This window comes from Agrobacterium sp. ST15.16.055 (genome assembly GCF_027956555.1).
In the GTDB taxonomy this organism is placed as follows: domain Bacteria; phylum Pseudomonadota; class Alphaproteobacteria; order Rhizobiales; family Rhizobiaceae; genus Agrobacterium; species Agrobacterium salinitolerans.
Genome location: NZ_JAQKGN010000010.1, coordinates 34,055 through 58,109, shown reverse-complemented (window position 1 = coordinate 58,109; position 24,055 = coordinate 34,055). Strand labels below are relative to the sequence as shown.

General features: G+C 62.1%; 31 protein-coding genes. 24 read left to right on the top strand and 7 right to left on the bottom strand.

Annotated features, from left to right (window positions below; all coding sequences use genetic code 11):
- Nucleotides 1-8 precede the first annotated feature (8 nt).
- The 5 genes from PL599_RS15350 (at nucleotide 9) to PL599_RS15330 (ending at nucleotide 1,597) form a co-directional block, all read left to right on the top strand.
- Entirely contained in the window at nucleotides 9-209 is a 201-nt protein-coding gene (locus PL599_RS15350) for a heavy-metal-associated domain-containing protein (protein ID WP_269824413.1), read from the top strand.
- A gap of 68 nt (nucleotides 210-277) precedes the next feature.
- Nucleotides 278-544, top strand: coding sequence for an AbrB/MazE/SpoVT family DNA-binding domain-containing protein (locus tag PL599_RS15345; RefSeq protein ID WP_127758200.1), 267 nt, complete (start codon nucleotides 278-280; stop codon nucleotides 542-544).
- On the top strand, nucleotides 544-903 hold the full coding sequence (locus PL599_RS15340; RefSeq protein ID WP_142912434.1) for a type II toxin-antitoxin system PemK/MazF family toxin: 360 nt from the start codon (nucleotides 544-546) through the stop codon (nucleotides 901-903). The genes PL599_RS15345 and PL599_RS15340 overlap by 1 nt, the downstream gene beginning before the upstream one ends.
- A 69-nt stretch (nucleotides 904-972) precedes the next feature.
- Nucleotides 973-1,242: a ribbon-helix-helix domain-containing protein gene (locus tag PL599_RS15335; protein WP_077982680.1), complete on the top strand. Its 270-nt coding sequence runs from the start codon at nucleotides 973-975 to the stop codon at nucleotides 1,240-1,242.
- Complete coding sequence (locus PL599_RS15330) at nucleotides 1,232-1,597, top strand: type II toxin-antitoxin system RelE/ParE family toxin (RefSeq protein WP_173988440.1); 366 nt, start codon at nucleotides 1,232-1,234, stop codon at nucleotides 1,595-1,597. The genes PL599_RS15335 and PL599_RS15330 overlap by 11 nt, the downstream gene beginning before the upstream one ends.
- Here PL599_RS15330 and PL599_RS15325 read toward each other — a convergent pair.
- The gene (locus PL599_RS15325; protein ID WP_077982678.1) at nucleotides 1,594-1,842 is read right to left on the bottom strand and encodes a hypothetical protein; all 249 of its coding nucleotides are present in this window, start codon (nucleotides 1,840-1,842) and stop codon (nucleotides 1,594-1,596) included. The two genes, PL599_RS15330 and PL599_RS15325, sit on opposite strands and share 4 nt — an antisense overlap.
- Before the next feature lie 176 nt (nucleotides 1,843-2,018).
- Between PL599_RS15325 and PL599_RS15320 the strand changes: the two genes are divergently transcribed.
- Entirely contained in the window at nucleotides 2,019-3,407 is a 1,389-nt protein-coding gene (locus tag PL599_RS15320; protein WP_173989587.1) for an MFS transporter, read from the top strand.
- A 75-nt stretch (nucleotides 3,408-3,482) separates the two neighbouring features.
- Here PL599_RS15320 and PL599_RS15315 read toward each other — a convergent pair whose 3' ends face one another.
- Both PL599_RS15315 and PL599_RS15310 read right to left on the bottom strand, forming a co-directional pair.
- Nucleotides 3,483-3,656 carry a hypothetical protein gene (locus PL599_RS15315; RefSeq protein ID WP_077982677.1) on the bottom strand — a complete coding sequence of 58 codons (174 nt, stop codon included), beginning with the start codon at nucleotides 3,654-3,656 and terminating at the stop codon, nucleotides 3,483-3,485.
- Nucleotides 3,657-3,724: 68 nt separating this feature from the next.
- Entirely contained in the window at nucleotides 3,725-5,440 is a 1,716-nt protein-coding gene (locus tag PL599_RS15310) for a glycoside hydrolase family 32 protein (protein WP_269824412.1), read from the bottom strand.
- Nucleotides 5,441-5,608: 168 nt separating this feature from the next.
- On the opposite strand from PL599_RS15310, the gene PL599_RS15305 reads away from it, so the two are divergent.
- A complete protein-coding gene (locus PL599_RS15305; RefSeq protein ID WP_191217130.1) occupies nucleotides 5,609-7,069 on the top strand; it encodes a protein adenylyltransferase SelO in 1,461 nt (486 codons plus the stop codon).
- Nucleotides 7,070-7,262: 193 nt separating this feature from the next.
- On the opposite strand, the gene PL599_RS15300 is transcribed toward PL599_RS15305, so the two are convergent.
- Complete coding sequence (locus tag PL599_RS15300) at nucleotides 7,263-8,363, bottom strand: saccharopine dehydrogenase family protein (protein WP_173988442.1); 1,101 nt, start codon at nucleotides 8,361-8,363, stop codon at nucleotides 7,263-7,265.
- Nucleotides 8,364-8,507: 144 nt separating this feature from the next.
- On the opposite strand from PL599_RS15300, the gene PL599_RS15295 reads away from it, so the two are divergent.
- A complete protein-coding gene (locus PL599_RS15295; protein ID WP_077982674.1) occupies nucleotides 8,508-8,939 on the top strand; it encodes an Lrp/AsnC family transcriptional regulator in 432 nt (143 codons plus the stop codon).
- Nucleotides 8,940-9,140: 201 nt separating this feature from the next.
- Here the strand turns inward: PL599_RS15295 and PL599_RS15290 are convergent, their stop codons facing one another.
- Nucleotides 9,141-9,509, bottom strand: coding sequence for a winged helix-turn-helix transcriptional regulator (locus tag PL599_RS15290; RefSeq protein ID WP_003509204.1), 369 nt, complete (start codon nucleotides 9,507-9,509; stop codon nucleotides 9,141-9,143).
- Nucleotides 9,510-9,651: 142 nt separating this feature from the next.
- Here PL599_RS15290 and PL599_RS15285 point away from each other — a divergent pair, with 142 nt between their 5' ends.
- Nucleotides 9,652-10,491: an SDR family oxidoreductase gene (locus PL599_RS15285; RefSeq protein WP_077982673.1), complete on the top strand. Its 840-nt coding sequence runs from the start codon at nucleotides 9,652-9,654 to the stop codon at nucleotides 10,489-10,491.
- Nucleotides 10,492-10,514: 23 nt separating this feature from the next.
- Here PL599_RS15285 and PL599_RS15280 read toward each other — a convergent pair whose 3' ends face one another.
- A complete protein-coding gene (locus PL599_RS15280) occupies nucleotides 10,515-12,155 on the bottom strand; it encodes an alpha/beta hydrolase (RefSeq protein WP_271359281.1) in 1,641 nt (546 codons plus the stop codon).
- A gap of 360 nt (nucleotides 12,156-12,515) precedes the next feature.
- On the opposite strand from PL599_RS15280, the gene PL599_RS15275 reads away from it, so the two are divergent.
- The 11 genes from PL599_RS15275 (at nucleotide 12,516) to PL599_RS15225 (ending at nucleotide 21,118) form a co-directional block, all read left to right on the top strand.
- Nucleotides 12,516-13,031 carry a hypothetical protein gene (locus PL599_RS15275; RefSeq protein ID WP_271359259.1) on the top strand — a complete coding sequence of 172 codons (516 nt, stop codon included), beginning with the start codon at nucleotides 12,516-12,518 and terminating at the stop codon, nucleotides 13,029-13,031.
- On the top strand, nucleotides 13,028-14,287 hold the full coding sequence (locus tag PL599_RS15270; RefSeq protein WP_271359258.1) for a DNA-packaging protein: 1,260 nt from the start codon (nucleotides 13,028-13,030) through the stop codon (nucleotides 14,285-14,287). Before PL599_RS15275 ends, PL599_RS15270 begins: the two co-directional genes overlap by 4 nt.
- A 570-nt stretch (nucleotides 14,288-14,857) precedes the next feature.
- Entirely contained in the window at nucleotides 14,858-15,496 is a 639-nt protein-coding gene (locus PL599_RS15265) for a hypothetical protein (protein ID WP_269824409.1), read from the top strand.
- Nucleotides 15,497-15,554: 58 nt separating this feature from the next.
- On the top strand, nucleotides 15,555-15,863 hold the full coding sequence (locus PL599_RS15260) for a Dabb family protein (protein WP_003522330.1): 309 nt from the start codon (nucleotides 15,555-15,557) through the stop codon (nucleotides 15,861-15,863).
- A 269-nt stretch (nucleotides 15,864-16,132) separates the two neighbouring features.
- On the top strand, nucleotides 16,133-17,299 hold the full coding sequence (locus PL599_RS15255) for a phage portal protein (protein WP_269824408.1): 1,167 nt from the start codon (nucleotides 16,133-16,135) through the stop codon (nucleotides 17,297-17,299).
- Nucleotides 17,300-17,493: 194 nt separating this feature from the next.
- Nucleotides 17,494-17,814, top strand: a complete 321-nt coding sequence (locus PL599_RS15250; protein ID WP_077982668.1) for a DUF6107 family protein — start codon at nucleotides 17,494-17,496, stop codon at nucleotides 17,812-17,814.
- A 29-nt stretch (nucleotides 17,815-17,843) separates the two neighbouring features.
- Entirely contained in the window at nucleotides 17,844-18,416 is a 573-nt protein-coding gene (locus PL599_RS15245) for an HK97 family phage prohead protease (RefSeq protein WP_077982667.1), read from the top strand.
- 32 nt (nucleotides 18,417-18,448) lie between these two features.
- Nucleotides 18,449-19,717 carry a phage major capsid protein gene (locus PL599_RS15240; protein ID WP_269824407.1) on the top strand — a complete coding sequence of 423 codons (1,269 nt, stop codon included), beginning with the start codon at nucleotides 18,449-18,451 and terminating at the stop codon, nucleotides 19,715-19,717.
- A 100-nt stretch (nucleotides 19,718-19,817) separates the two neighbouring features.
- A complete protein-coding gene (locus PL599_RS15235; protein WP_077982665.1) occupies nucleotides 19,818-20,387 on the top strand; it encodes a head-tail connector protein in 570 nt (189 codons plus the stop codon).
- 3 nt (nucleotides 20,388-20,390) lie between these two features.
- A complete protein-coding gene (locus PL599_RS15230) occupies nucleotides 20,391-20,726 on the top strand; it encodes a phage head closure protein (protein ID WP_142912444.1) in 336 nt (111 codons plus the stop codon).
- Nucleotides 20,723-21,118, top strand: coding sequence for a DUF3168 domain-containing protein (locus PL599_RS15225; RefSeq protein ID WP_173988458.1), 396 nt, complete (start codon nucleotides 20,723-20,725; stop codon nucleotides 21,116-21,118). Before PL599_RS15230 ends, PL599_RS15225 begins: the two co-directional genes overlap by 4 nt.
- A 7-nt stretch (nucleotides 21,119-21,125) precedes the next feature.
- Here PL599_RS15225 and PL599_RS15220 read toward each other — a convergent pair whose 3' ends face one another.
- Complete coding sequence (locus PL599_RS15220) at nucleotides 21,126-22,325, bottom strand: MFS transporter (protein WP_269824406.1); 1,200 nt, start codon at nucleotides 22,323-22,325, stop codon at nucleotides 21,126-21,128.
- Nucleotides 22,326-22,414: 89 nt separating this feature from the next.
- On the opposite strand from PL599_RS15220, the gene PL599_RS15215 reads away from it, so the two are divergent.
- From PL599_RS15215 to PL599_RS15200, 4 genes are all read left to right on the top strand, one after another.
- On the top strand, nucleotides 22,415-22,822 hold the full coding sequence (locus PL599_RS15215; RefSeq protein ID WP_142912623.1) for a phage major tail protein, TP901-1 family: 408 nt from the start codon (nucleotides 22,415-22,417) through the stop codon (nucleotides 22,820-22,822).
- Complete coding sequence (locus tag PL599_RS15210) at nucleotides 22,822-23,181, top strand: gene transfer agent family protein (RefSeq protein ID WP_142912446.1); 360 nt, start codon at nucleotides 22,822-22,824, stop codon at nucleotides 23,179-23,181. The genes PL599_RS15215 and PL599_RS15210 overlap by 1 nt, the downstream gene beginning before the upstream one ends.
- A complete protein-coding gene (locus tag PL599_RS15205; protein WP_142912447.1) occupies nucleotides 23,178-23,387 on the top strand; it encodes a rcc01693 family protein in 210 nt (69 codons plus the stop codon). Before PL599_RS15210 ends, PL599_RS15205 begins: the two co-directional genes overlap by 4 nt.
- A gap of 70 nt (nucleotides 23,388-23,457) precedes the next feature.
- Nucleotides 23,458-24,039: a phage tail tape measure protein gene (locus PL599_RS15200; protein ID WP_269824405.1), complete on the top strand. Its 582-nt coding sequence runs from the start codon at nucleotides 23,458-23,460 to the stop codon at nucleotides 24,037-24,039.
- The last annotated feature ends 16 nt before the right edge of the window (nucleotides 24,040-24,055 follow it).

The following is a 24,055-nucleotide window of genomic DNA, read 5'->3' as shown; positions in this document are numbered from 1 at the left end:
AGAAAACCATGAGTGCAACCACCTTCCTCATTCCGGACATGACCTGCGGCCATTGCGAAAAGACGCTGCGCGGCGCTCTGACGGAGGCTCTTCCCGGCGCATCCGTCAGCATCGACCTCCATGCCCACAAGCTGACCGTGGCGGGTGACGCCGCAACCGCGGAAGCGGCGATCCGCGAAGCCGGTTATTCGCCGGAACGGGCGGGTTGAGGCACGACCTCCGTTTGCGCAGGCTTGAAAATGTGCTACATATATTGCACAAAATGGAGCGCAGACTGATGACCGTAACGACGAGAATAAGACGTCAGGGCGGTGCGGCGGTGATGACCATCCCGCCCGCTCTTTTGAAAATGCTGGGACTGGAAATCGGTGAGCAATTGACGCTGGAGGTCGATAACGGCGCGCTGGTCGCAAGCCCTGTTCGGCAGGAAAAGAAACGCTTCACGCTTGCCGAATTGCTGGAGGGGGCCGATGAAGTCGCCGCTCTCAATGCCGGCGCGCGGGAATGGGACGAAGCGCCGCCAGTCGGCAAAGAAGCTCTTTGATGGTCCGCAGTCAGGTTCCAAAACGTGGCGACGTTTATCTGGTCGACCTCAATCCTGTGATCGGCAGCGAAATCAGGGACGAACATCGTTGTATCGTCATCACGCCCAGAGAAATCAACGCGGTTGGACTGTGCCTTGTCGTTCCCGTGACCACGGGCGGGCTATTCACGCGCAGGGCGGGGCTTGCCGTGAACATATCGGGCCATAAGACAACCGGTGTCGCACTATGCAACCAGGTGAGAAGCATGGACATTGTTGCCCGTGCCGCCCAGAAGAAAGCGAAATATATCGAAACCCTTGACGATGCGACGATCGACGAAATCGCCGGTCGTGTCATCAGCATGATCGATCCCGCCTGAGAACACCCATTGGAACAATGGGCGAAATATGCTACTGAGTAGTATCTCTTTTGAACCGGGAGTGCCACAGTGTCCGTCAAGGCGTCAGTTTCCATCTCCGATCAACAGGATAGCTTCGCCCGCAGGCTGGTGGAGGAAGGGCGTTATGCCAGCCTCAGTGCCGTCGTGCAGCGTGGGCTGGAACTGCTTCGGCAGGAAACGGAGCTGCGGGACGCCGAACTTGCCGCGCTTCGTGATTTGCTGGTTGAGCGAGGGCAGGGTGACTTCGTCTCCGTGGAAGACGGCAAGCAAAGAACGGCAGCGATGATAGCAGCCCGGAAGGCCAGCCATGGCCTTTAAGGTCCTGCGTTCGACGCAGACGGATCAGGACCTCGACCTCATTCTCGATCATCTTATCCAGTCCTATCTCTACCTCGGCGATGCCTTGCCAGCGGCTTTCACGCGCGCCGCGCGACGCGTGGGGTCGATTGAAGCGGACATGGAAGCGCTTCACAAAGCGCCTTTTCAGGGGACATTGTTGCCCGAAATATTACCCGGCCTTCGCCGGGTAACGAAAAATCAGGCTGTCTTTTATTTCGATGTCGATGAGGGCGAAAAAATCGTGCGTATTCTTGCAGTCTTTTTCGGCGGGCAGGATCATCTACGCCATATGCTCACGCGCCTTTCGTCCCGTCGCGCCCTGAATCTTCCCTAAACCTCGTCGAAAGCTCCGCCTTCCCGCGAAGGGTTGCGGTTGATCACCCGTTCCTCGGCATCGTCGGGCAGGGCCTCGTCGCTTTCCTGATAGGGGTCGTCCTCGGTCTCCGCCTCTTCTTCCTCGATTTCCTGTTCGATGGATTGCGGAATCTCTCCCTTGGCGGGCAGGGAGTCGATGTCGAGATCGAGCAAATCCTCGTCCATGGCGTCTTCGTTAAGGGGCAGGATTTTCTTGCGGTCCATGACGGTGTCCTTTCTGTCGGTTCTTCGGCAAACGAGCGGGCGCGCGGAGGGTTCCTGCCGTGCGGGATACCTTCAAAACAAATGTCGTGAAAAAGTCGTCTTGACCTCAATGGTGCTTGAGGTTCTAGTTTGCCCGCCGTGCCCGAAAAAATGGAAAGGATACGGCTTTGTCGAGTATGGAAATGGTGGAGAAAAACGGCTGGGGCGAATTGCTGAGCGGGGCTAACCTCTCGCTTCTGACCGTCATCTCCTCGGGTATCGGCCTGCACGCTTTCAACCAGTTCGCGGTGGTGACGGCCTTGCCCGTGGCCGTCAACGAAATCGGCGGCGCTGCTTTCTACAGCTGGGCCTATAGTCTTTATTTCGTCGGTTCCGTCGCAGGCGGCGTCACCGCCGTGCTGTTCCGCGAACGTTTCGGCGCGCGCGCCGTCCTGCTTCTCTGCTGCCTGATATTTTCCTTCGGTTCGGTCCTTTCGGCAATCGCCGGCGACTTTTTGTGGGTCGTTATTGGCAGAGCCTTGCAGGGACTGGCCGACGGGCTGATCGTGGCCGTGTGTTACAGCCTCATTCCCGCCGGTTTCCGCTCCGGCCTGTTGCCGAAGGTCTTCGCGATCGAAGCGGCGATCTGGGCGGTCGCCTCCTTCATCGGTCCGCTGACCGGCGGTTTCGCCACCGAGCATATTTCCTGGCGCGCCACCTTCCTGCTGTCGGCGCCGCTGATCCTGCTGCTTCTGGCCTATACCGCGATTGCCGTTTCCGCTGAGCGGCCGGTGGCGGCGACGCGCAGACCGCTTGTGCCGCTGGTTCTCTGCCTCGTCGGCGCATTGGCCTTTTCCGCCCCTTCCGCCTTCGAGGATGCGAGCCTGCGGGCGCTCTCCCTGCTGGCGGGGGCAGCGCTGCTGTGGGCCTCCCTGCGGGCGGGCATCCGGCCCTCGATCGGGCTTTTCCCGAAGAATTCGTTCCGGCTGAAGACGGTGCTCGGCAGCGGTTTCTGGGTGTTGTTCCTGATGTCCTATGCCCATGCGCTGGGCAGCGTCTATCTCGCTTATGTCGCCATCAATCTCTGGCGGCATGAGCCGACCTTTGCCGGTTTCATCGTGGTGACGATGCCGCTTGCCTGGAGCTTTGTGGCAATGCTGATCGGCAGCCTGCGTTCTGCCCGTCTGCGGGAGATTTGCCTGCATTACGGTCCCTACCAGATGGTGCCGGGCTGTGCGCTGCTGGGGCTCGGGCTGGCGACCGGCAACTGGGGAGAAATGCTCGTCGGGCAAATCCTGATCGGATCGGCTTTCGGCATGTCCTGGGCCGGCATCAGTCAGGCCGCCATGGAAGCAGCTCCTGAGGAGGAGCGCAAGATGACAGGTGCGCTCTTGCCAACTGTCGCGACGCTGGGCGCCGCCGCCGGTGCGGGCGCCAGCGGCACCGTCGCCGCCGCCACCGATCTGGTGGGGCAGATCGAGCGGGCGGATGTGACGATGCCGATGGTTTATCTCTATGGGCTGGGTGTTATCGTATCGGTGCTGGCGATCATGACCGCCAGCGGATTGCGGGGCGAAAGGCGCTGAAGCACTTTCAGAAAAAGTGGGATCCGGTTTTCCGTCCGAAATGCGGCAAAGCGAAAGGCGGCTCTTCCGCCGCCGTCAGGACTGGGTGGCGGCGATGGTGATCGCCGCCAGGTAAACGACGAAGGCCATGATCGCGATTGCGCCGATGATGACGACGATGCCCTTGCCGGCGCGTTTTTTCTCGGCCTTGTTTTCATTGGCTTCTGTCGGAAACAGGATCGGATCGCTGGTGTCGCGGATTTTGGTCATGCCGTTTCTCCTTATCCGTGGAATGGGCGCTGTCGGTCTATCAACCGCCCAATCCGCAAAAAGGTTCCTCAGGGTTTCAGCGCCCAGCTGGTGGCATGCACCACCGCGCCGGGGGCGGCCTTCAATAGCGCCGAACGCACCGGTTCGAACCCTTCGATGCGTTTGGTGCCCACATATCGGCCGCGATTGGCGAAGACTTCGATGGAGCCGTAATCGAGGAAGATGCGGATGCGGGATGCCTTGGCTCCCTTGGCGATATAATGTGGTGAGGCACCGTCACGGCCGTCCTCATGGCGGATCCACAGCCCTGTTTCATCCGACACGACGCCCAGAGTGACCGTCGGATGATCGAGCATCAGTTCGAAGGGCGCGCCGGGCGAGGCAAGCTCGAACAATATTTCCACCGCCCCGTTGATAAAGGTGACGCGTTCGCCGGAGGCAAGCCGCGTGCGGTCAAGGATATGGCTGCGCAGGCTTTCCGCCGCACCGATGGGCGGGGTCAGAAGCTCGCCGTTCACATAATGAATCCGACGCGGCAGGGTCATGGAGGTGGGGAAGTCGATTTCCGGATTGGCATCCGCCCAGTTGGCCAGCCAGCCGATGCCGATGATGCTGTCGCCATCCAGAAAGGCTTGGAAGGCGTAATTGTCGGTGCCGAAATCCAGCTCCTGCCCGGTTTCCTTTGTGAAGACCTTGCCGTCGAACCAGCCGACATCGGCCATGGTGAGGTTCTTGCGGCCGGTCTCCGGGTCCTCCGAATGCATCAGCCCATAGACCAGCACCCAGCGGGTGGAGCGGGCATTGGCGGGTCCATCGAGCGGCAGCAGGCAGGGGCATTCGATGGCCGTGGTTTTATATCGCGTTTCCACCCACAGCTTGCCCACATAGGTCCAGCCCGATGCAGCGGTGGGGTCCTGCGTCTCGTAAAGCAGAATGACGCCGCCGCCATCGCTCTGGCTGCCGAGGACCATTTTCCATAAGCCATCGGGGCCGCGGAAAACATAGGGGTCACGGAAATCCGGCGTCAGTCCCTGTCCGTCCGGGCGGTGGCCCAGAATGACCTCGGCCTGCCCGGCCATGATGAGATCGGCGGAGGTGGCGGTGAGCTGAATCTGCTGTTCGGGAATGCGGTCCTGCACCTGCTCGGTGAAGAAGACGCGGATGCCCGTTCCTTCAACCAGCGGAATGGTGGAGCCGGAATAGGCGCCGCCCCGCTTGTCAGGTCTTGTCGTCAGATCTTCCGAAGGGAAAAGGAAAATAGGCAGGTGCCGCCAGCGCAGATAATCCGACGAGACGGCGTGGCCCCAATGCATGGTGTTCCAGCGCAGCCCATGCGAATAATGCTGATAGAAGAGATGCGGCCGCCCCTCGAAACGACCGAAACCGTTCGGGTCGTTCATCCATCCGAAGGGTGGGCGGAAATGATAGCTGCCGGGAAGTTCGGGTGCGGCATTGTCCGGCTTGGTATGGACGACCGTGATTCCGGTTTCGAGCACATCCGACGCGGTGAACCAGTAGATGACGGAAACGGCGGTCGAGACCGTATCGTAACTGATCTCCACATGGCCGCCGCCGAAAACCTGATAGATTCGAAAACCGAACTCTTCCGTGTTGACGCTTGAAACCTCAGCGAATTTTCCATTCTGATTGGAAAAGGAGACGGCACCCGGCTCGGCGTCTTTTTTCGCTTTTAACCAGACATGGAAGGTGGCGTTGACGGGCAAGTCGGTATGAATGGTGCGGATGGCGCTTTCCGGTTCGGCTGCGGCTTCAACGACGGTCATTGCTTTTCCTTTCCTTCGGCATTCTGCGGATCAAGCATAGGAACGATGATGGCGCAGTAAAGTTCATTGCGCAAAATTGAATGAAGCAATCCAGAAGCTGTCGCATTTATCGCTCGCATCCGCCGTCTTCCGGCCCCATATAGGGGCAAAGCAGGGAGTTTACCCGTGATGAAATTCGACAATTCCTATGCCCGCCTGCCGGAGCGCTTCAGCGCCGCCGTGTTGCCGACGCCGGTGAAGGCGCCGCGTCTCATCGCCTTCAATCGCGAGCTGGCCGATGAACTCCTTCTCGATGTGGCCGGCCTTGACGATGAAAGGCTGGCGGCGATCTTTTCCGGCAATGTCGTGCCGCAGGGGGCCGAGCCGCTGGCCATGGCCTATGCCGGCCACCAGTTCGGCGGTTTCGTGCCGCAGCTGGGCGATGGCCGCGCCATTCTGCTGGGTGAAGTGATCGACAGGAACGGAAAACGCCGCGATATCCAGCTGAAAGGCTCCGGCCCGACGCCGTTTTCGCGCCGGGGCGACGGTCGCGCGGCGCTCGGCCCCGTCCTGCGGGAATATATCGTGTCGGAGGCGATGTTTGCGCTCGGCATTCCCGCCACGCGGGCGCTGGCGGCTGTCCTCTCCGGCGAGAGGGTGCAGCGTGAGGTCGGCCTGCCGGGCGGCGTCTTCACCCGCGTTGCGGCAAGCCATATCCGCGTTGGTACCTTCCAGTTTTTCGCCGCGCGCGAGGACAACGAAGCGGTCAGAAACCTCGCGGATTACGTCATCGATCGGCATTATCCCGAGGCGAAACAGGCGGATAATCCCTATCTCGCCTTGCTGCAGGGCATTGCGCAACGGCAATGCGACCTCATCGCCCGCTGGATGATGGTGGGCTTTATCCATGGTGTCATGAACACCGACAATATGGCGCTTTCCGGCGAAACCATCGATTTCGGCCCCTGCGCTTTCCTCGATGAATATCACCCCAACAAGGTCTTTTCCTCCATCGATGCGCAGGGCCGTTATGCCTTCAACAATCAGCCCGGCATCGCCCAATGGAACATTGCCAGGCTGGCGGAATGCCTGTTGCCGCTGCTCGATCCGCAGGTGGAAAAAGCCGCCGAACGCGCCAATGCCGTTCTCGCCGATTTCGCCGCGGCCTTTCCCCAACGCTGGCTTGCCGGCATGCGCGGAAAGCTTGGCCTGACGGTGGAGGAAGAGGGCGACATGGATCTGGTGCAGGCGCTGCTGGCGCTGATGCAGGCATCGGAAGCGGATTATACGCTGACCTTCCGGCGTCTTTCCCATGCTGCCAATGGTGACGCCGAGCCGTTTCGCGGCATGTTCGTCGATATTGCGGGGGCGGACGAATTTCTGGAGCGCTGGCGGGAAAGAGCCGGTCGCGAGGGGATTTCCGATTCCGAAAGGTCAGCGGCGATGCTGGCCGCCAATCCGGCCGTCATCCCGCGCAACCATCGGATCGAGGAACTGATCGAGGCGGCGGTGGAAGAGGATGATTTCGAGCCCTTCCACGCCATGCTGAGAGCGATCGCCACGCCTTTCGAGGAGCGGCCGGATAACTTCGTCTATATGCAGCCGCCGATGAGCCATGAACGGGTGTTCAGGACTTTTTGCGGGACGTAAGCGTAGCGCTGATCCGCAACGCCGGCGCGAGCGAGTGCCTGTTTCGCCTTCTCCCCGAGGGGGAGAAGGTCGCGGCAGCGGGATGAGGGGGCAAGGGTGCGATCCATCGCTGGCGTCGCCCCCTCATCCGACCCTTCGGGCCACCTTCTCCCCGGCGGGGAGAAGAAACCGGCGGCAATGCTGTGCCCTCAAGTCACCCAACCCGCGCCAGTGGCTCATGCGCGCCGTAATAGTGGCCGAACCGGTTTTCGAGGAATTTCGGCAGCGCCACTTCCTCCTGTCGCACGAAGCCCTTCTGCGGCAGCGCGCCTTCGGCGAGCAGATCGAGAACCGTGCAGATACCGGCGGCTGTGGTGATCTGGATGGCGCTCATCATCCGGCCGGAAACCGGGCCGGCATAGACCTTGTTGGCATAGGTTTCCTGCAGGAAGCGGCCGTTGCGGGTGCCGCAGACGGTGACGAAGACGATGACCACATCCTGCATGGTGCCGGGCAGGGCGTTTTCGAACAGGTCCTTCAGCACATCGCGGCGATTGCGCAGGTTGAGGTCGTTCAGAAGCGCCTTCATGATCGCCACATGGCCGGGATAACGGATGGTGCGGTAATTCATCGTCCGCACCTTGCCTTCCAGCGTGGCGCAGAGCGTGCCAAGCCCACCCGAGGTGTTGAAGGCCTCGTAGGTAACGCCGTCCAGCGAAAATTCCTCACGTTCTTCCAGCGCCGGAACGGCGGTGAGGCGGCCTTCGACGATCGCTTCGCAGGGCTCGATATATTCGTTGATCAGCCCGTCCGTGCTCCAGGTGAGATTGTAATTGAGCGCATTGGACGGATATTGCGGCAGAGCGCCGACGCGCATGCGCACGCTGTCCAGCTTGTCGAACTTGGCGGCGAGATCGGCAGCGACGATGGAGATGAAGCCGGGGGCAAGGCCGCATTGCGGAATGAGCGCCGTTTCGGCGGTTTCCGCCAGCGCCTTGACCCTGCGGGTGGATTCCACGTCTTCAGTAAGATCGAGATAATGCGTGCCGACGGCAACGGCCGCTTCGGCAATACCCGCCGTCAAGTGGAAGGGGGCGGCGGAAAGCACGGCGAATTTGCCTTTCAGCAGTGCTTCCAGAGCGGGACGGTCGGTGATGTCGACGATCTCGGTGTCGACCCGTTCATGCGCCGGCACATTGGCCAGCTGATCGGCTGAACGATCGGCGACGGTGATGCGATAATCGCCTGATGCGGCCAGCATCCAGGCGATTGCCGAACCGATATTGCCCGCGCCGATGACGACAATGTTTTTCATGTTTTTGTTCCCCGCAGTGAATGCAAATGTGTCAGCGCAGATACGCTTCAATGACAGAATGCCAGTTTTTATTGACGATTCGCAGCTTCACTATGTGCGGATAGCAGGTTAATGTTAGACAATAAGACGACAGGATTGGTCATTATGACAATTACCGACAAGGATCGGGCGCTGCTCGCCCTGCTTTCCGAAAATGCCCGCATGCCGGTGGCGGAGCTGGCGCGCAAACTCGGCCTTTCGCGCACCACGGTACAGGCCCGTATCGAGCGACTGGAAGCGGACGGGGTGATTGCGGGTTATGGCCTCAGGCTTTCGGAAAGCTATCTTTCCGGGCTGGTGCGCGCCCATGTGCTGATCACCATCGCACCCAAGGCCTTGCCCGGCGTCACGGCGGCCCTTGCCGCCATCAAGGAGGTGACGACGCTGCATTCGGTGAGCGGCACTTTTGACCTCATCGCCATTCTGGCCGCACCTTCGATCCTCGATCTAGACCAATTGATCGACCGCATCGGCGCGCTTGACGGCGTGGAGCGCACGCTGTCGTCGATCATTCTGTCGACGCGGATTTCGCGGTAGGGATTTTGGGGAGTGCGGTGGGTGCAGCGCTGACTGTTATTGCGGACGCTCTCTTCCTCCTCATCCCATTGCTTGTCACAGGGATCCAGCCGACGCGCGTCTGCGCGGCGAGAAAAGTCCTTTCAGCCCAAGGACTTGGGCTGGCTGGATTCCTGTGAAAGGCACGGGAATGAGGGGCGCATGGGTATGCCGCGCCTCGATTTAAACCACCGCCCGTTCATCGTATGCCCTCTGCGCCGCCATCACAGCGTCGATATTCCCCTCCGCCCAGTGGGCAAGCGCCGCCACCGTGTCGGTCAGCGTCCGCCCCAGCGGCGTCAGCGAATATTCGACCGTCACCGGCACGGTCGGAAACACCTGCCTCGAAATCAGCCCGTCGCGCTCGAGCTTCTTGAGCGTCTGCGACAGGACCTTTTGCGAAATGCCCTTTATCTCCCGCCGCAGCAGGTTGAAGCGCACCGCTTCCACCCGCAGCCGGTCAAGGATCAGCAGCGCCCATTTGTCGGCAATCCTGTCCAGCACCATGCGGGTGGGGCAGCGGTCTTCATAGACGTCATAGATACGTTCCATGGGTTTGTTCCATCGTTTCAGGGCCATTCCGGTTTCCGCGAGGATACCAGATAACCAAAAAGTGCTCTCTTTTCATGATTTCGCAAACGCAGTACCTGTGTTTTCGAAACATGGTTTCCATTAGATACTACGGAGATTTGAGATGACAGGCAAGATACTCGTAATCGGTTCCACCGGCACCATCGGCACGCCGCTGGTGAAAGCGCTGCTTTCCAGGGGCGAAAGCGTGAAGGCCGCCTCGCGCAGCGGCAAGGCGGCGGACGGCGCGGAAGGGGTGCGCTTCGATTATACCGACGCCTCGACTTATGCGGACGCCTTCGACGGCGTTGACAGACTGTTCCTGCTTCTTTCCGGTGGGCGTCTGGACGCTATCGACGCGCTGACGCCCGTGGTCGAGGAGGCGGCGCGCCGCAAGGTGAAGATCGTGTTCCTGAGCGTCCTTGGCGTCGATGCCGACGATTCCATTCCCTATCGCCAGATCGAGTTGAAGATCATCGCTTCGGGCACGCCTTACGTCATCCTGCGCCCCAACTGGTTTGCCGATAATTTCCACAGCTACTGGAAAGCCGGCATCGACCACGGCCAGATCGCCGTGCCGGCCGGTGAGGGCAAGTCGAGTTTCATCGATGTGCGCGATATCGCCGACAGCGCTGCCGCCGCCCTGACTTCTGACGCCGTTAACGGCAAGGCTTTCAACCTGACGGGTCCGAAAGCCCTGGGTTACGGCGAAGCGGCCGCGCTGATATCGCAGGCGATCGGCAAGCCGGTGTCCTACGCCGCCGTTTCGGATGAGGTTTTCATCGGCATTCTCACCGGTGCGGGCGTGCCGCAGGACTACGCCTCGTTCCTCGCTTCGATCTTTTATCCCGTGCGCGAAGGCTGGACAGCACTGGTGACCGGCGATGTCGAAACGCTGACAGGCCATGCGCCGCGTTCACTCGAGACCTATATCATCGACAATCTGGACCGGCTGAAGGGTTGAGGCTCCAGGCAAGCCCGCCGCGCTCACGCCGGATCGGTGGAGCCGCGGCGGGCCTTGAAGAGCATCTTCAGCCGCTGGATATCCTCCGCATTCCAGCCCTGCGGCTGGGTCACCTCCATCCACGCGTCGATATAATGTTCCGGCGCATAGACATGGCCATAACCCATCGGCGCCGTGGTCGCGGCGGCCACATCGAGACCGAGTTGCAGCAGGGTGACCACCGGAAACCAGCGGAACGAGGTGGAAACGTCAGGACCGTGATGCGCCATCCATTGCGGCCGCCGGTAAAGCGAGGCGGCCTCGAAGAAGGTGATAGGGTCGCTGGCATATTGCAGATAGACGATCCGCATCGGGCCCCAGTCCACACCGGGCATATGGGCTGTCGTATATTGGTTGGCGAAGCGGATGACCGAGGAATCGCGGAAGCGCGGCAGCCATTCCGGCGTGCCTTTCACCCGGCCATTGGTGGCCATGCGCCAGGTGGGGCTGGAAAAGGGCGGCCCGCTCCACAATGCGCCCTGGAAGGGATCGGAGAGCACATCGTAGAGATCGGAGGATTTCTGTGAATTGAGAGAACCGAGGCTCAGGCCATGCAGGTAGAGCTTCGGTCGCGTTTCCTTCGGCAACGTCGTCCAGTAGCCGTAGACGGCCTCGAACAAAGCGCGCGCCGTCTCGACGCCGTAATCCGGTTCGGTCAGCAGCGCGATCCAGCTGGAGAGATAGGAATATTGCACGGCGACGCTGGCGATATCGCCATCATGCAGATATTCGACCGTATCGAGCGCTTCCGGGTCGATCCAGCCGGTGCCGGTGGGAATGACCACCAGAAGCACCTTGCGTTCGAAACCGCCGACCCGTTTCAGCTCCTCCAGCGCCAAGGCTGCTCTTTCTTCCGGCGTCGACGCCGAGTTGAGGCCCGCATAGACCCGGAGCGGCTCTTTTGCCGGACGATGGGTGAAGGCGGATATCTCGGTAGCCGCCGGGCCTTCGGCGACGAATTCACGCCCGCGACGGCCAAGCGATTCCCATGTCATCAGCGAGGCGCTGCTGCCTGTCTTGAGCGCGTCTGACGGGCGCGGCACATCCGGTTCGATCAGCGCATCCACCTGTTTCAGCGAGGAATCGGCAAATCTGAGGCCGATATCGAAGATCAGCCCATTGAGCAGCATCCATGAGAGGATGATCGCCGCTGCGATGCCGAGAACATTGGCAAGGCGGCGCGGCAGGAAATGGCGGCTGCGCGCCGCAAAGAACCGGCGGATAAGCTGGAACAGCCGACCGGCGCCGATGAGAATGGCGGCGACCAGCACCGCAAGGCCGCCCGTCTTCGTCGGGTGGGCGCTCGGCAGCGGATCGAGCTCCATCAAAACGCGGATGGAATTCTGCCAGTCCTTCGCCTGCCATAAAAACGTGATGGCCGTGATGGCGGCGGCAAGCGCGATGAGAAAACGAATGCCACGGACATTGTGGCGCGAGGGTTCGGGCAGTTCCAGATAGGTCCAGAGTGCGTGCAGGGCGACGCCGATCAGATAGCCGATGGCAAAGGAGAAACCGCACAGCACGCCCTGCATCAGCCAGGTGCGCGGCAGGAGCGAGGGAGTAAGCGAAGCGCAGAACAGAATAGTGCCAAAGACGATGCCGGTTGCCGAAAGACCTGCGAACAACCGCTCAACCCATTGTTTTACCAACTTCTATCGCCCCTTGTACTCACCGTGTGGTGCTGAGTGTAATATGTGACGGACGACGGTGCAAATCCTGCGGGAAGGATAAAAATCACAAGAATAGGAAAATAATCCTTTACAGCGTGACGGTGATTTGGTAGTGTTTGGCTACAGTCGGAGATTTGCGGCTGGGTCGCGATTGGTTCAGAAATATCAGAGCGCTGGATTTTCGAGTACAAGGCTCTGCTCTCTTCCCTCAGTCCTGTGCTTGTCACAGAAATGAGGGCTGTGCGGAGGCACCACCCGCAAATGAACCGCATCGCATGCCCATGTTCATCTCCATTTCCCTCTCAGGCCAATCCGATGACAAACGCTCATAATTGCGACCCCGCGCTCTACGGAGCCTGGCCGGACAGACCTGCTTATGCGGATGAGGCTGCGCCTGAGACCAAATCGCGGGCGGACAGGCTGGTCGCCGAAGATGCGGCGCGCAACGGCAGTCTGCGGCAGTTGCTGAACGAGCTGACGGAGGAGATGCGGGATCAGGTCTGCCTGTATCGCAATCTTCGGCAATCGGGCGAGGCGGGCCTTTTGCCTGACGCCGACGACACGGAGGGAAAGCAGGCCCGAGCCGATGTGAAAGTTGCAACGGATCAGCTGTCGCTCATCGTCCGCACACTGGAGCGGATCGACGCTCTGCAACGGGTGCTGGCGGAAGAACGGCAGGCGCTTATGCGCGAGGATGAAAACGATACGCAGGATTATGAGGCGGCGGTAGCGCATTTCCTCAACCGCATCGACGAACTGGCTGAACAGAAATGCCGCGCGAAGATGGAAGCAGATCCCGCCCGCAGCCCCTCCGCTGAAGCTGACAGATGATAGATATGTCGACCGGAACCCATCTGCCAGCGCAGGTCTTCAACCTTCTGCGCGACTGGCGTTTCATCGGCAACCTGCCACAGCAGCCGCCTGAAGGCGACTGGCGAACATGGCTGCTGATCGGCGGGCGCGGTTCCGGCAAGACGCGGGCCGGGGCGGAATGGGTGCATCGTGTCGCCTCTGCCGGCAAGCAGTCGGATTTGCGCATCGCGCTTGTTGCCGAGACGCTGGGCGACGCCCGCGAGGTGATGATCGACGGCATTTCCGGCATCTGCCGCATTGCCCGCCGCCATCGCCCCGCCTTCGAGGTATCGCGCCGGCGGCTGCTGTGGCCGAATGGCGCGATGGCGCAGGTGTTTTCCTCGGAAGACCCGGAAAGCTTGCGTGGTCCGCAATTCCACATGGCCTGGGCGGATGAGTTGGGCAAATGGAAATATCCGCAGGAAACCTGGGACATGCTGCAATTCGGCCTGCGTCTGGGTGAAACGCCCCGGCAACTGGTGACCACCACGCCACGGCCCATTCCTTTGCTGAAGGCGCTTCTCGCCGATCCCTCGACACGGGTGGCGCGGATGCCGACGGCCATGAATGCGCGCAATCTCTCGCCCGGTTTTCTCAAGGCCATGCAGGAGCGTTACGGCGGCACGCGGCTCGGCCGCCAGGAAATCGGCGGCGAGTTGATCGACGAACGGGAGGGCGCGCTGTGGAAACACGCCGATCTGGAAGCGATCATCGAGGCAGCGCATGAGCCGCTCACGCGCATCGTCGTGGCGGTAGACCCGCCCGCCGGCATCGGTGAACATTCCTGCTGCGGCATCGTCGTGGCGGGGCTCGGCATGTCCGGGCGTCTTAACGTGCTTGGGGATTGTTCGGTGGAAGGCGAAACGCCGGCCGGCTGGGCCCGCGCCGTGGTTGCCGCTTTTCGTCGCCACGAGGCGGACCGGGTGGTGGCGGAGGTCAATCAGGGCGGCGAGATGGTGCGGGCGATGCTGCAGAGCATCGATGCCAACCTGCCGCTGACGCTGGTGCGGGCAAGTCGCGGCAAATTCACCCGCGCCGAGCCGGTTGCGGCGCTTTACGAGCAGGGCAGGGTGAGCCACGCCGCACGGTTCGAAAAGCTGGAAGACCAGATGACGGATTTCGGGCCGGATGGTCTTTCGTCAGGGCGCTCGCCGGACAGGCTGGATGCGCTCGTCTGGGCGATCACGGCGCTGACGACGATGGTGGTGAGTGAACCGAAGGTGCGGGGGATGTGAGCTCGGTGATTATTGGCTCCAGCGAATGAGAGCCAATGGCCGGTCAAGCGGATGCCCCGGTTTCTTCTCCCCGTCGGGGAGAAGGTGGCGCGCAGCGCCGGATGAGGGGGCCACGGTCAATATATGCGGAGACAGTAGAGATATCTGGAGATGTTGCCCCCTCATCTGACCCTTCGGGCCATCTTCTCCCCGCCGGGGAGAAGAAAATTGAGGCACCGTCAACGCCCGAAATCGGGCGTCTGGGGGGTCTTATTTCTTCGGAGATTGCGCCGGTTTCGGCTGGGAGCCGGTTTCGCGCATCTGGCGCCACTCGTTTTCGAGGCGGTCATAAACGGTCTGGGGGATTGTCGCTGTCATGGTGGCATTCCTCCTTGAATGGTTAACGCAGCTGAACTGCGCGGTGAATGGAGTAAGCCCGCTAAGGTTCCGAAATTCAAGGAATTTTTTACCTCAATCCCCCAGCCTTCGGATTAAAATCGATTAAGGTTTTTTCAAATCGATTTAGTTCTGACGGCAGTCATGTGGGAAAAAACCGGGCGTCATGTCGCCTGTCATTTTCAGGAGCCTTCCATGGCCTATGATGAGGCGCGATTCTTCGCGTCGGTGCGAATTTCCATTTTTGGAGGCCGCCTGCGCACCGCCCAGCTTGCCGGCACGAAAACGGTGCTTGCCGGTTTCGAAAAGGCGCTGCCGCGCGGTGACCCGCGCTGGCTCGCCTATATGCTGGCGACCGCCTTTCACGAGACGGCGGCGACCATGCAGCCGGTGCGCGAAACATTGGCGGCAAGCGACGCCGAAGCAATCGTCAGGCTCGACCGCGCCTTTGCGGCGGGCAGGCTGCCCATGGTGCGCAAGCCCTATTGGCGGCCGGACGAGGAGGGTAAAAGCTGGCTGGGGCGCGGCTTCGTGCAGCTGACGCATCGGCGCAATTACAAGGCCATGTCGGTGCTGACCGGCGTCGATCTCCTGGAGCGGCCGGAACGGGCCATGGAGGCGGAGGTGGCCACCGCGATCCTGATCCACGGCATGGCGGGCGGCGGTTTTACCGGCCGCAGGCTTTCCGATTTCTTCGGCGACAGGCGCGAGGATTGGGACGGCGCCCGCGCCATCATCAATGGCAGCGACAGGGCGCGGCTGGTGGGCGGTTACGGGCGCGCATTTCATCACGCGCTTGTCGCGGCGCGGATTGAACCCGGGCGGGCCAGATGATAACCCGTTACCCGGCGCCGAAAAAGCTGCCTTCGAATTCTGCATGACAGGTGACACCGTGATCCGCCATATCGTCTTTTTCACCGTTCCCGAGGAAAACCGCGACGCCGTGCGCAGGGGGCTTTCCGGCCTGACCGCGATACCGCATTCGCTGAAGCTGGAAATCGGCGAGAACGTGAAGAAGGACCAATGGGGCAATTCGGTCGATTTCATCGTCTATGGCGAGTTTGAAAACGAGGCGGCGCTGGCGGCCTATAAGGCCGACCCCGCTTATGATCTTTCGACCCGCACGGTAAAGCCGCTGCGCGAGACCCGTGTCGCGGCCGATTTCGACAGCGACACGGCGGTGAAAGCGCCGATCCGGTAAACGTCCGGTTTCGCCGAAGTTGGCGCGAGATATTGCCGCTGTGCGGACGGGGTGCCTCACGCGCGACGTCATCCTTGGGCTTGTCCCAAGGATCTGATCACGTCCAATAAAATCGAGACGTTGCAGATGCTCGGGACAGGCCCGAGCATGACGAAAGAGAGCTTTCAGGACTTCGTCAGAAATGTCAGGGTCTAGCCTGTCGGTGAAAACCCCACGCGGGCGACGCCGCAGGACTCGACGCCGCGCGCCATCAAAACAAGGACAACTCCATGCGATTTCCCTTCTCCCTGCCGTGGCTGCGCCCGGCGGATGGCAGAGCCGCGCCTGAAAGCCGGAAAATGGCCGATGGCTTCATGGCGGTTGCCGTGCAGGGCGGGCAGGCCTTCTGGTCGGGCCGGTCCTATGCCGCGCTTGCCCGCGAAGGCTTCATGAAAAACCCGGTCGCGCACCGGGCCGCCCGCATGGTGGCGGAGGCGTCGGCCTCGGTCAGCTGGCTGCTTTATGATGGCGATGAGGAACTGACCGGTCACCCGCTTTTGGCGTTGCTTCTAAAACCGAGCGCCCATATGGGCGGGCCGGATTTTTTTGAGGCGCTTTATGGCCACCTCATGCTCGCCGGAAACGCCTATATCGAGCCGTTGACGGTGGGCGGGCGGCTGCGAGAGCTGCATCTTCTGCGGCCCGACCGGGTCAGCATCGTCGAAGGGCCGGATGGTTGGCCGGTAGCCTATGACTACCGCGCCGAAGGCCGCGCCTCCCGCCACATCGCCGCCGAGCGCGACGGGCTGGGGCTTCTGCATGTGAAACTTTTCCATCCGCTCGATGATCGGGCGGGTTTTGCGCCGCTCGCCTCCGCGGGTGCGGCGCTCGATCTCCACAATGCCGCCAGCCAGTGGAACAAACGCCTGCTCGACAATTCCGCCCGGCCTTCCGGGGCGCTGGTCTATCAGCCGAAGGAGGGCGGCAATCTCTCCACCGAGCAATATGAGCGGCTGAAGCGTGAACTGGAGGAAGGCTATCAGGGCGCGATGAATGCCGGCCGTCCGCTGCTGCTGGAGGGCGGGCTTGACTGGAAGGCCATGGGTCTTTCGCCGCGCGACATGGATTTTCTGGAGGCCCGCAACGGGGCGGCGCGCGATATCGCGCTTTCGCTCGGCGTGCCGCCGATGCTGATCGGCATTCCCGGCGACAATACCTATGCCAATTACCATGAGGCGAACCGCGCCTTTTATCGCCTCACCGTGCTGCCGCTGGTTTATCGCACGGCGGCACGGCTCTGCGGCTGGCTTTCTCCGGTCTTCGGTCCGGGGTTGAGGCTCGAACCCGATCTCGACAAGATTGCCGGGCTTGCCGGCGAGCGGGATGCGCTCTGGTCCCGCATCGGCGCGGCCTCGTTCCTGAGCGACGAGGAAAAGCGCGAAGCCGTCGGTTATTGATCGCCGTCCGGCGGGATCGAAACCCCGGTTTCCTGTTCAATCATTTTCTGAAGAACCGGACTCTCTTTGTGAGGTGTTCCGCCCAAGCTTCTCCAAAGATTCGCAAAATCACCCGGCGCAGGCGCGCAAAACACGCCTGCGTGCGACGCGGCGCGTCCGCCCGATGACAACATCCTAGAACGGAATGATTACCCATGTCTGAATTCGCCAATGAGGCCGGCATCTGGGCCGCCCGCATCACCGGCGCCGTGGCGGGCGCGGGTGTATCGCTCGTTTATCTCCTGCCGAAAAGCAAACGCGAGGCTGCGAGCCGGTTCATCACCGGCGTTTCCTGCGGCATGATCTTCGGCGGGCCTATCGGCTTGTGGATCGTGCAGCAGCTCGATATCGCCGGCGCGCTTTCGGGCCGGGAAATCATGGTGGCGGGTTCCGCCGCCGCCAGCATGGGCGCGTGGTGGGGGCTGGGCCTGCTGGTGCGCATCGCCGATCGTTACAGCGCCCGTCCACGCGGCTGACATTCCCCTTCACATCGCAGGAGTTACCCATGCACGTCTATCGCGGGCCGCGTCCCGCCACGCGCAAATTCGCCAGTCTGGAGCTGCGCGGCATAACCGTCGACGGCACCTTTTCCGGTTATGCCAGCGTCTTCGGCGAGGTCGATCTAGGTCAGGATGTCATCGAGCGCGGCGCTTTCCGCCGCTCCATCGAGGAGCGGGGCGCAGCCGGCATCCGCATGCTCTACCAGCACGATCCGGCCGAGCCTATCGGCGCCTGGCGCACCATCCGCGAAGACGAGCGCGGCCTTTATGTCGAGGGCGTTCTTGCCCCCGGCGTTGCCCGCTCCCGCGAGGTGCATTCGCTGATGAAGACCGGGGCGCTGGATGGGCTGTCCATCGGCTTTCGCACCGTACGTTCCGGCAAGGCGGCGAACCAGGGTGTCCGGCGCATTCTGGAAGCCGATCTGTGGGAAATCTCGGTCGTGACCTTTCCGATGCTTCCCTCGGCGCGGGTTTCCGACGTCAAGCATGCCCGCTTCTTCCGCGACCGCGAGACCGAACTGGTGCGCAGCATGCGCCGCGCCGCCCGCTCGCTGTTCGACACAACCTTCAAACGCTGACCGCAAAGATATCAACGAACAAGGAAAACCAGATGACGGAACAGATGACGAAACCAGCCCCGATGACCGCCGCGCCGCAGGTGAAGGCCGTACCCGATACGGTGACGGCCGCCTTCGACGAGTTCATGGAGGCTTTCGAGGTCTTCCGCGAAACCAACGACCAGCGGCTTGCCGATATCGAGCGCAAGATGGGCTCTGATGTCGTGACCCGCGACAAGCTCGACCGCATCGACAGGGCGCTCGACGACAACCGCAAAATCATGGACGACCTGGCGCTCAAGAAAGCGCGCCCCGCGCTTGGCCGCAAGGATGCGCTTTCCCACGATGCCGAGGAACACAAGGCCGCTTTCGAGGCCTATATCCGTCGCGGCGAGGAGGGCGCGCTGCGCGATCTGGAGGCCAAGGCCTTTGCCGGTTCGACTGGGGCCGATGGCGGTTTTCTGCTGCCGAACGAGACGGATGGCGAGATCGGCCGGCGCATGACGGCGATTTCGCCGATCCGGGCGCTGGCGACCGTGCGGCAGGTTTCGGCCGCCGTTTTGAAGAAACCCTTCTCGCCCGGCGGCATGACGACCGGCTGGGTTTCCGAGACGGCGGCACGCCCGCAGACGGCAACGCCGCAGCTTGCCGAACTGTCCTTTCCGACCATGGAGCTCTACGCCATGCCGGCCGCGACTCTAGGGTTGCTGGATGACGCGGCAGTCGATATCGAAGCCTGGATCGCCTCCGAAGTTGACATTGCTTTTGCCGAACAGGAGGCCGCCGCCTTCATCGCCGGCGATGGCGTGAACAAGCCCAAGGGTTTCCTCTCCTACACCGCTGTCGCCAATGATGGCTGGAGCTGGGGCAATATCGGGTATGTCGCGACCGGCGTTTCGGCCGGTTTCGCCTCCGCCGGGCCGATGGATGTGCTGCTCGACGCCGTCTATGCGCTCAAAGCCGGCCACCGCCAGAACGGCACCTTCCTGATGAACCGCAAGACGCAAGGGGCGCTGCGCCGGTTCAAGGATACCAGCGGCGCCTATCTCTGGCATCCGCCGGCCGCCGCCGGCCAGCCGGCCTCGCTGATGGGCTTTCCGGTGACGGAAGCGGAGGACATGCCGAACGTGGCGGCCAACAGCTTTGCCATCGCCTTTGGCGATTTCCGCGCCGGCTATCTCGTCGTTGACCGCACCGGGGTGCGCATCCTGCGCGATCCCTATTCGGCCAAACCTTACGTGTTGTTCTACACCACCAAACGCGTGGGCGGCGGCGTGCAGAATTTCGAGGCGATCAAGCTGGTGAAATTCGGGGTGAATTGAACCTCGACGGTGCCGCTCCTTTCTTCTCCCCCACAGGGAGAAGAAATTCGTTGCGCCCACTCGCTCATCCAGCCTTTATTGCCGTCACCCCGGAGACCCCATGACCTATGCCCTCATTCATCCGCCGCAGGCGGAGCCGCTGACGCTTGCCGAGGCGAAGGCGCATCTGCGTCTCGACAGCGGCGATGAGGACGCGCTTCTTGCCGCGCTCATCCGCACCGCCCGCGAGCATCTGGAACGCACGACCGGACTTTGCCTGATCCGCCAGACCTGGCGGCTTTATCTCGACCGGTGGCCTGAGAACGGTGTGATTCTGATTGGCAGGACACCGGTGCAAGCCATCGAAACCATACTGGTTTTTGACGGCGAGGGGCGCCCGGCGGACATTACCGCCGGGGAAAAATTGCTCGATGGCGCGGCGCGTCCCGCAAGGCTGTGGCTGCGCGATCCGCCAGCCCCTGGACGGGCGATGAACGGCATCGAGATCGATTTCATCGCCGGTTACGGCGAGGCGGGAACGGATGTGCCCGATACGCTGAAACGCGCCATGCTGATACATGTGGCGCAGATGTTCGCACTTCGCGGCGCGGTCGCCCCGGAAAACCAGCCCGCCGCTGTTCCCGCCGGCTACGAGCGGCTGGTGGCGCCCTTCTGCCGTCTGGGGCTTTGAGACATGAACCTTGTTTTTCTCGATCCCGGCAGGCTGACCGCGCGGCTGGAACTGGAGGTGCGGACCGAAACGCCGGACGGGCAGGGCGGTGCTGCCGAAAGCTGGAATTTCCTGCGGTCGCTCTGGGCTGCGATCGAACCCCTTTCCGAGGCGTCGCATGAAAGGGCCTCGGCCGAGGGCGTGACGATCACCCACCGCGTCTGGCTGGCTTACCGTGGCGACATCGACCCCGGCATGCGCTTTCGCAAGGGCCGCCGCATTCTGGCGATCCGGGCGGTCATTGACCCGGATGAAACACGCCGCTTCATCGTCTGCCGCTGTGAGGAGGAAAGCCGATGAGCGCCGCAAACCTGCTTCTTCAGGCGATCTTCGCGCGACTGACGGGCGATGCGGCGCTGACGGCGCTCATCCCCGGCGGTGTCGTCGACCGGCTTCTGCCGCGCGCGGTTCTGCCGTGCATCGTTATCGATGATCTCGAAAGCCGTGACTATTCGACGGCGACGGAAAGGGCCGAGGAGCATTTCTTGTCGCTGCATATATGGAGCGACGCCAATGGCCGCAGGGGTGCAGGCGAAATCGTCGACCGGGTGACGATCCTGCTCGATGATGCCGCGCTGCCGATTGCCGGCGTCTCTCTCGTCAACCTGCGGCTTCTTTCCAGCCGCTCGAGGCGCGAGGCGAAGTCCCGGAACTTCATCGCGGAGATACGTTTCAGGGCGGTGACGGAGTAGCGCCGTTTCAGGCGCTTTGCCTGCGTACGGTTTTCCACAGAAGGACAAGCAGCACGAACGAAATGGCGATCAGCACGGCGGCGATGCCAAGCATGGCCGCCACCCCGCCGCGCTCCAGCGCCAGCGTGAAAATAACGGGTGCAACGGCGATGGCGAGGTTCTGCGGCAGCGAGATGCGCGCCGCCTGAAGACCGTATTCCCCCGGGGAAAACACCGCCAGCGGCAAAACGGCCCGGCTGACGGTGAGCAAGCCGGCGCCGAAACCGAAAAACACGATGAAGCCGATGAAGGCCGGTATGGCCGGGGCAAAGGCCAGCAACAGCAGCAGCGACAGGAGCAGAAGACAGAGGCCGATCATGGCGGTAAGAAAGGGACCGCCGCGTTTTCCCAGCAGGAAATCCAGCCCGCGCGCCGTAATTGCCAGCAGGCTGCGCGCCGATGCCAGCTGCACCGCAAGCGATTGCGTTGCGCCCGCCTGAACCAGCAGCAGCGGCAAGAGCGGCGACAGGCCGAAGGTCGTAAAGGCGCAGATTGTCGTCATGGCCGCCAGAAGCAGAAAAGCCCGGCGTGTATCGACCGGCGAAGACGAAGGAGCGTCGGATGTCTGCCGATGCGATTCCTTGTGGGGCGGACGGGCGGGAAGGACAAAGAGATAGAGGGGCAGAAGCACGAATATCTGCAGGCAGGCATAAAGCAGAAGTGTGCCGCGCCAAGCGAGATGCTGTTCAACAAACGCGGTGAGGGGCAGAAAAACCGCCCCCGAAAGCCCGGTGAACAGCATCAGAAGCGTCAGCAACCGGCCGCTTTCCGCGCCCACGCGCTCCACCACCGCCGTATGGGCAGCCGTCGTCAACCCGCAGGTCGCGGCCAGACCCATGACGGCCCAGCCGAAAAGATAACTTGCGATATCGCTCGAAACGGCAAGCACGGCAAAACCGACGGCGAACAGCACGGAACCGGCCGTCAGCACGGGGTCCGCGCCGCGGCGGACGAGCATTCTTCCCAGCAGCGGGCCGCAAAGCGCGCTGATCAGCATCATGATGGTGAGGCCGGCAAAAACGACCTCATTGCCGATCGCCAGTTCGCCGCCAATGCGCGGCGCAAGAACGGCCAGCATATCGAAACCGGTGCCCCAACTCACGATCTGCCCGAGCGCAAGCACGCCGATAAGGCGCGCGCGGGACGTCAGGGTGGCAGCGTCGGACATGGCAAGATCGCTGAATGCGAGAGGAAGAAACATTTTTGGTCGCAGGCCCGCAACACCCTGCAACCGCAATCGAAACGGAAGGAAACATGATGGTGGCGCAGAAGGGCAAGGATTTTCTGCTGAAATTCAACAATACCGGAACATATGTCACTGTTGCCGGGCTCAGAACCAAGCGGCTGGCCTTCAACGCCCAGGCGGTGGACATTACCGATGGGGAAAGCGCCGGTCGCTGGCGCGAGTTGCTGGCGGGTGCTGGCGTGCAGAGAGCCGCTCTGACGGCGTCGGGCATCTTCAAGGATGCGGCTAGCGATGCACTGGTGCGCGGCGCATTTTTCGCCGGCACCATTCCGGGCTGGCAGATCGTCATTCCCGATTTCGGCACCATTGCCGGCCCGTTTCAGATCGTGGCGCTCGAATATTCCGGCCGCCACGATGGCGAGGTGCAATTCGAGATCGCGCTGGAATCGGCCGGTCTTCTCAATTTCGGAGCGTTGTGATGGCTGAGCGTTTGCGTTACGGGCGGGCGAACCGCCATCGCGGCGAGATCGAAGCGCTGATCGACGGCGAAAGGCGCATTCTTTGCCTGACGCTCGGGGCTCTCGCCGAACTCGAAACCGCCTTTGCAGCAGAGGACCTCACCGCGCTCGCCGAACGTTTCGCGAGCGGCCGCATGAAGGCGGCCGACATGATTAGAGTGATAGGCGCGGGCCTGCGAGGTGCGGGCAATGTCTTTTCCGACGACGATGTGGCCGCCGCCACGGTGGAAGGCGGCATTGCCGGCCATGCCGCCATTGTCGCCGATCTTCTGACCGCGACTTTCGGCGGCCTGAAAGGTGAGACGCCACCGGGCCCTTGAGCGCCGCAGCAGGCGAAGCGACGCCGCGCCCGTTCCCCTGGGAGGCGGTTGTCCATGCCGGCTTCTGCCTGCTGCGGCTGTCCTCAGAAACCTTCTGGCGGCTGACCCCGCGGGAATTCTTCGCGATGACGGGCGGCAACGCCGTTCCCCGCGGCCCCGACCGTCCGGCGATGGAAGCGATGATGCGGCGGTTTCCGGATCGGTGAGTTAATTCCCTAAAACGATCAAGCATTTCAAAAATTTATGGTTCCGATTTGAATCAGAAAGGCAAGCGCGATGGTGGGCGAAGGATCGATGGCGGAAAACCGGCAAGAGGCGGAGGCGTTGTCGGAGGCGATGGGCGATCTCGAACGCCGGTCCGAGCGGTTCGGGGCGGCCCTGTCCTCGGCCCTGCAGGCGGCGACGGCGGGCGGCAAAGGGCTGGATGACGTCTTGCGCGGGTTGGGGCAGCGGTTGTCCGGCATTGCGCTCTCTGCCGGTCTGAAACCGCTTGAGGGCATGATTGGCAATGCCGTCAGCGGGCTGTTGAGCGGCGGCGGTTCGCTGTTCGCCTTTGCCGATGGCGGTGTGCCGGGACGCGGCATCACGCCCTTTGCCGATGGCGGCGTCGTTTCCAGCCCCGCCTTTTTTCCGATGGGCGGCGGGCTTGGCCTGATGGGCGAGGCGGGGGCGGAAGCGATCCTGCCGCTGAAGCGCGGTTCGGATGGCGCTCTCGGCGTTGCCGCGCCGTCGGGCGGCGGCGGGGCGCAGATCGTTTTTAACGTGACGGCGACGGATGCTGCGAGCTTTCGGAAAAGCGAAGGCCAGATCGCCGCCATGCTGGCGCGTAGCGTCGGGCGCGGCCAGCGCGGATTGTGACGCGCTCTTTTCCCAG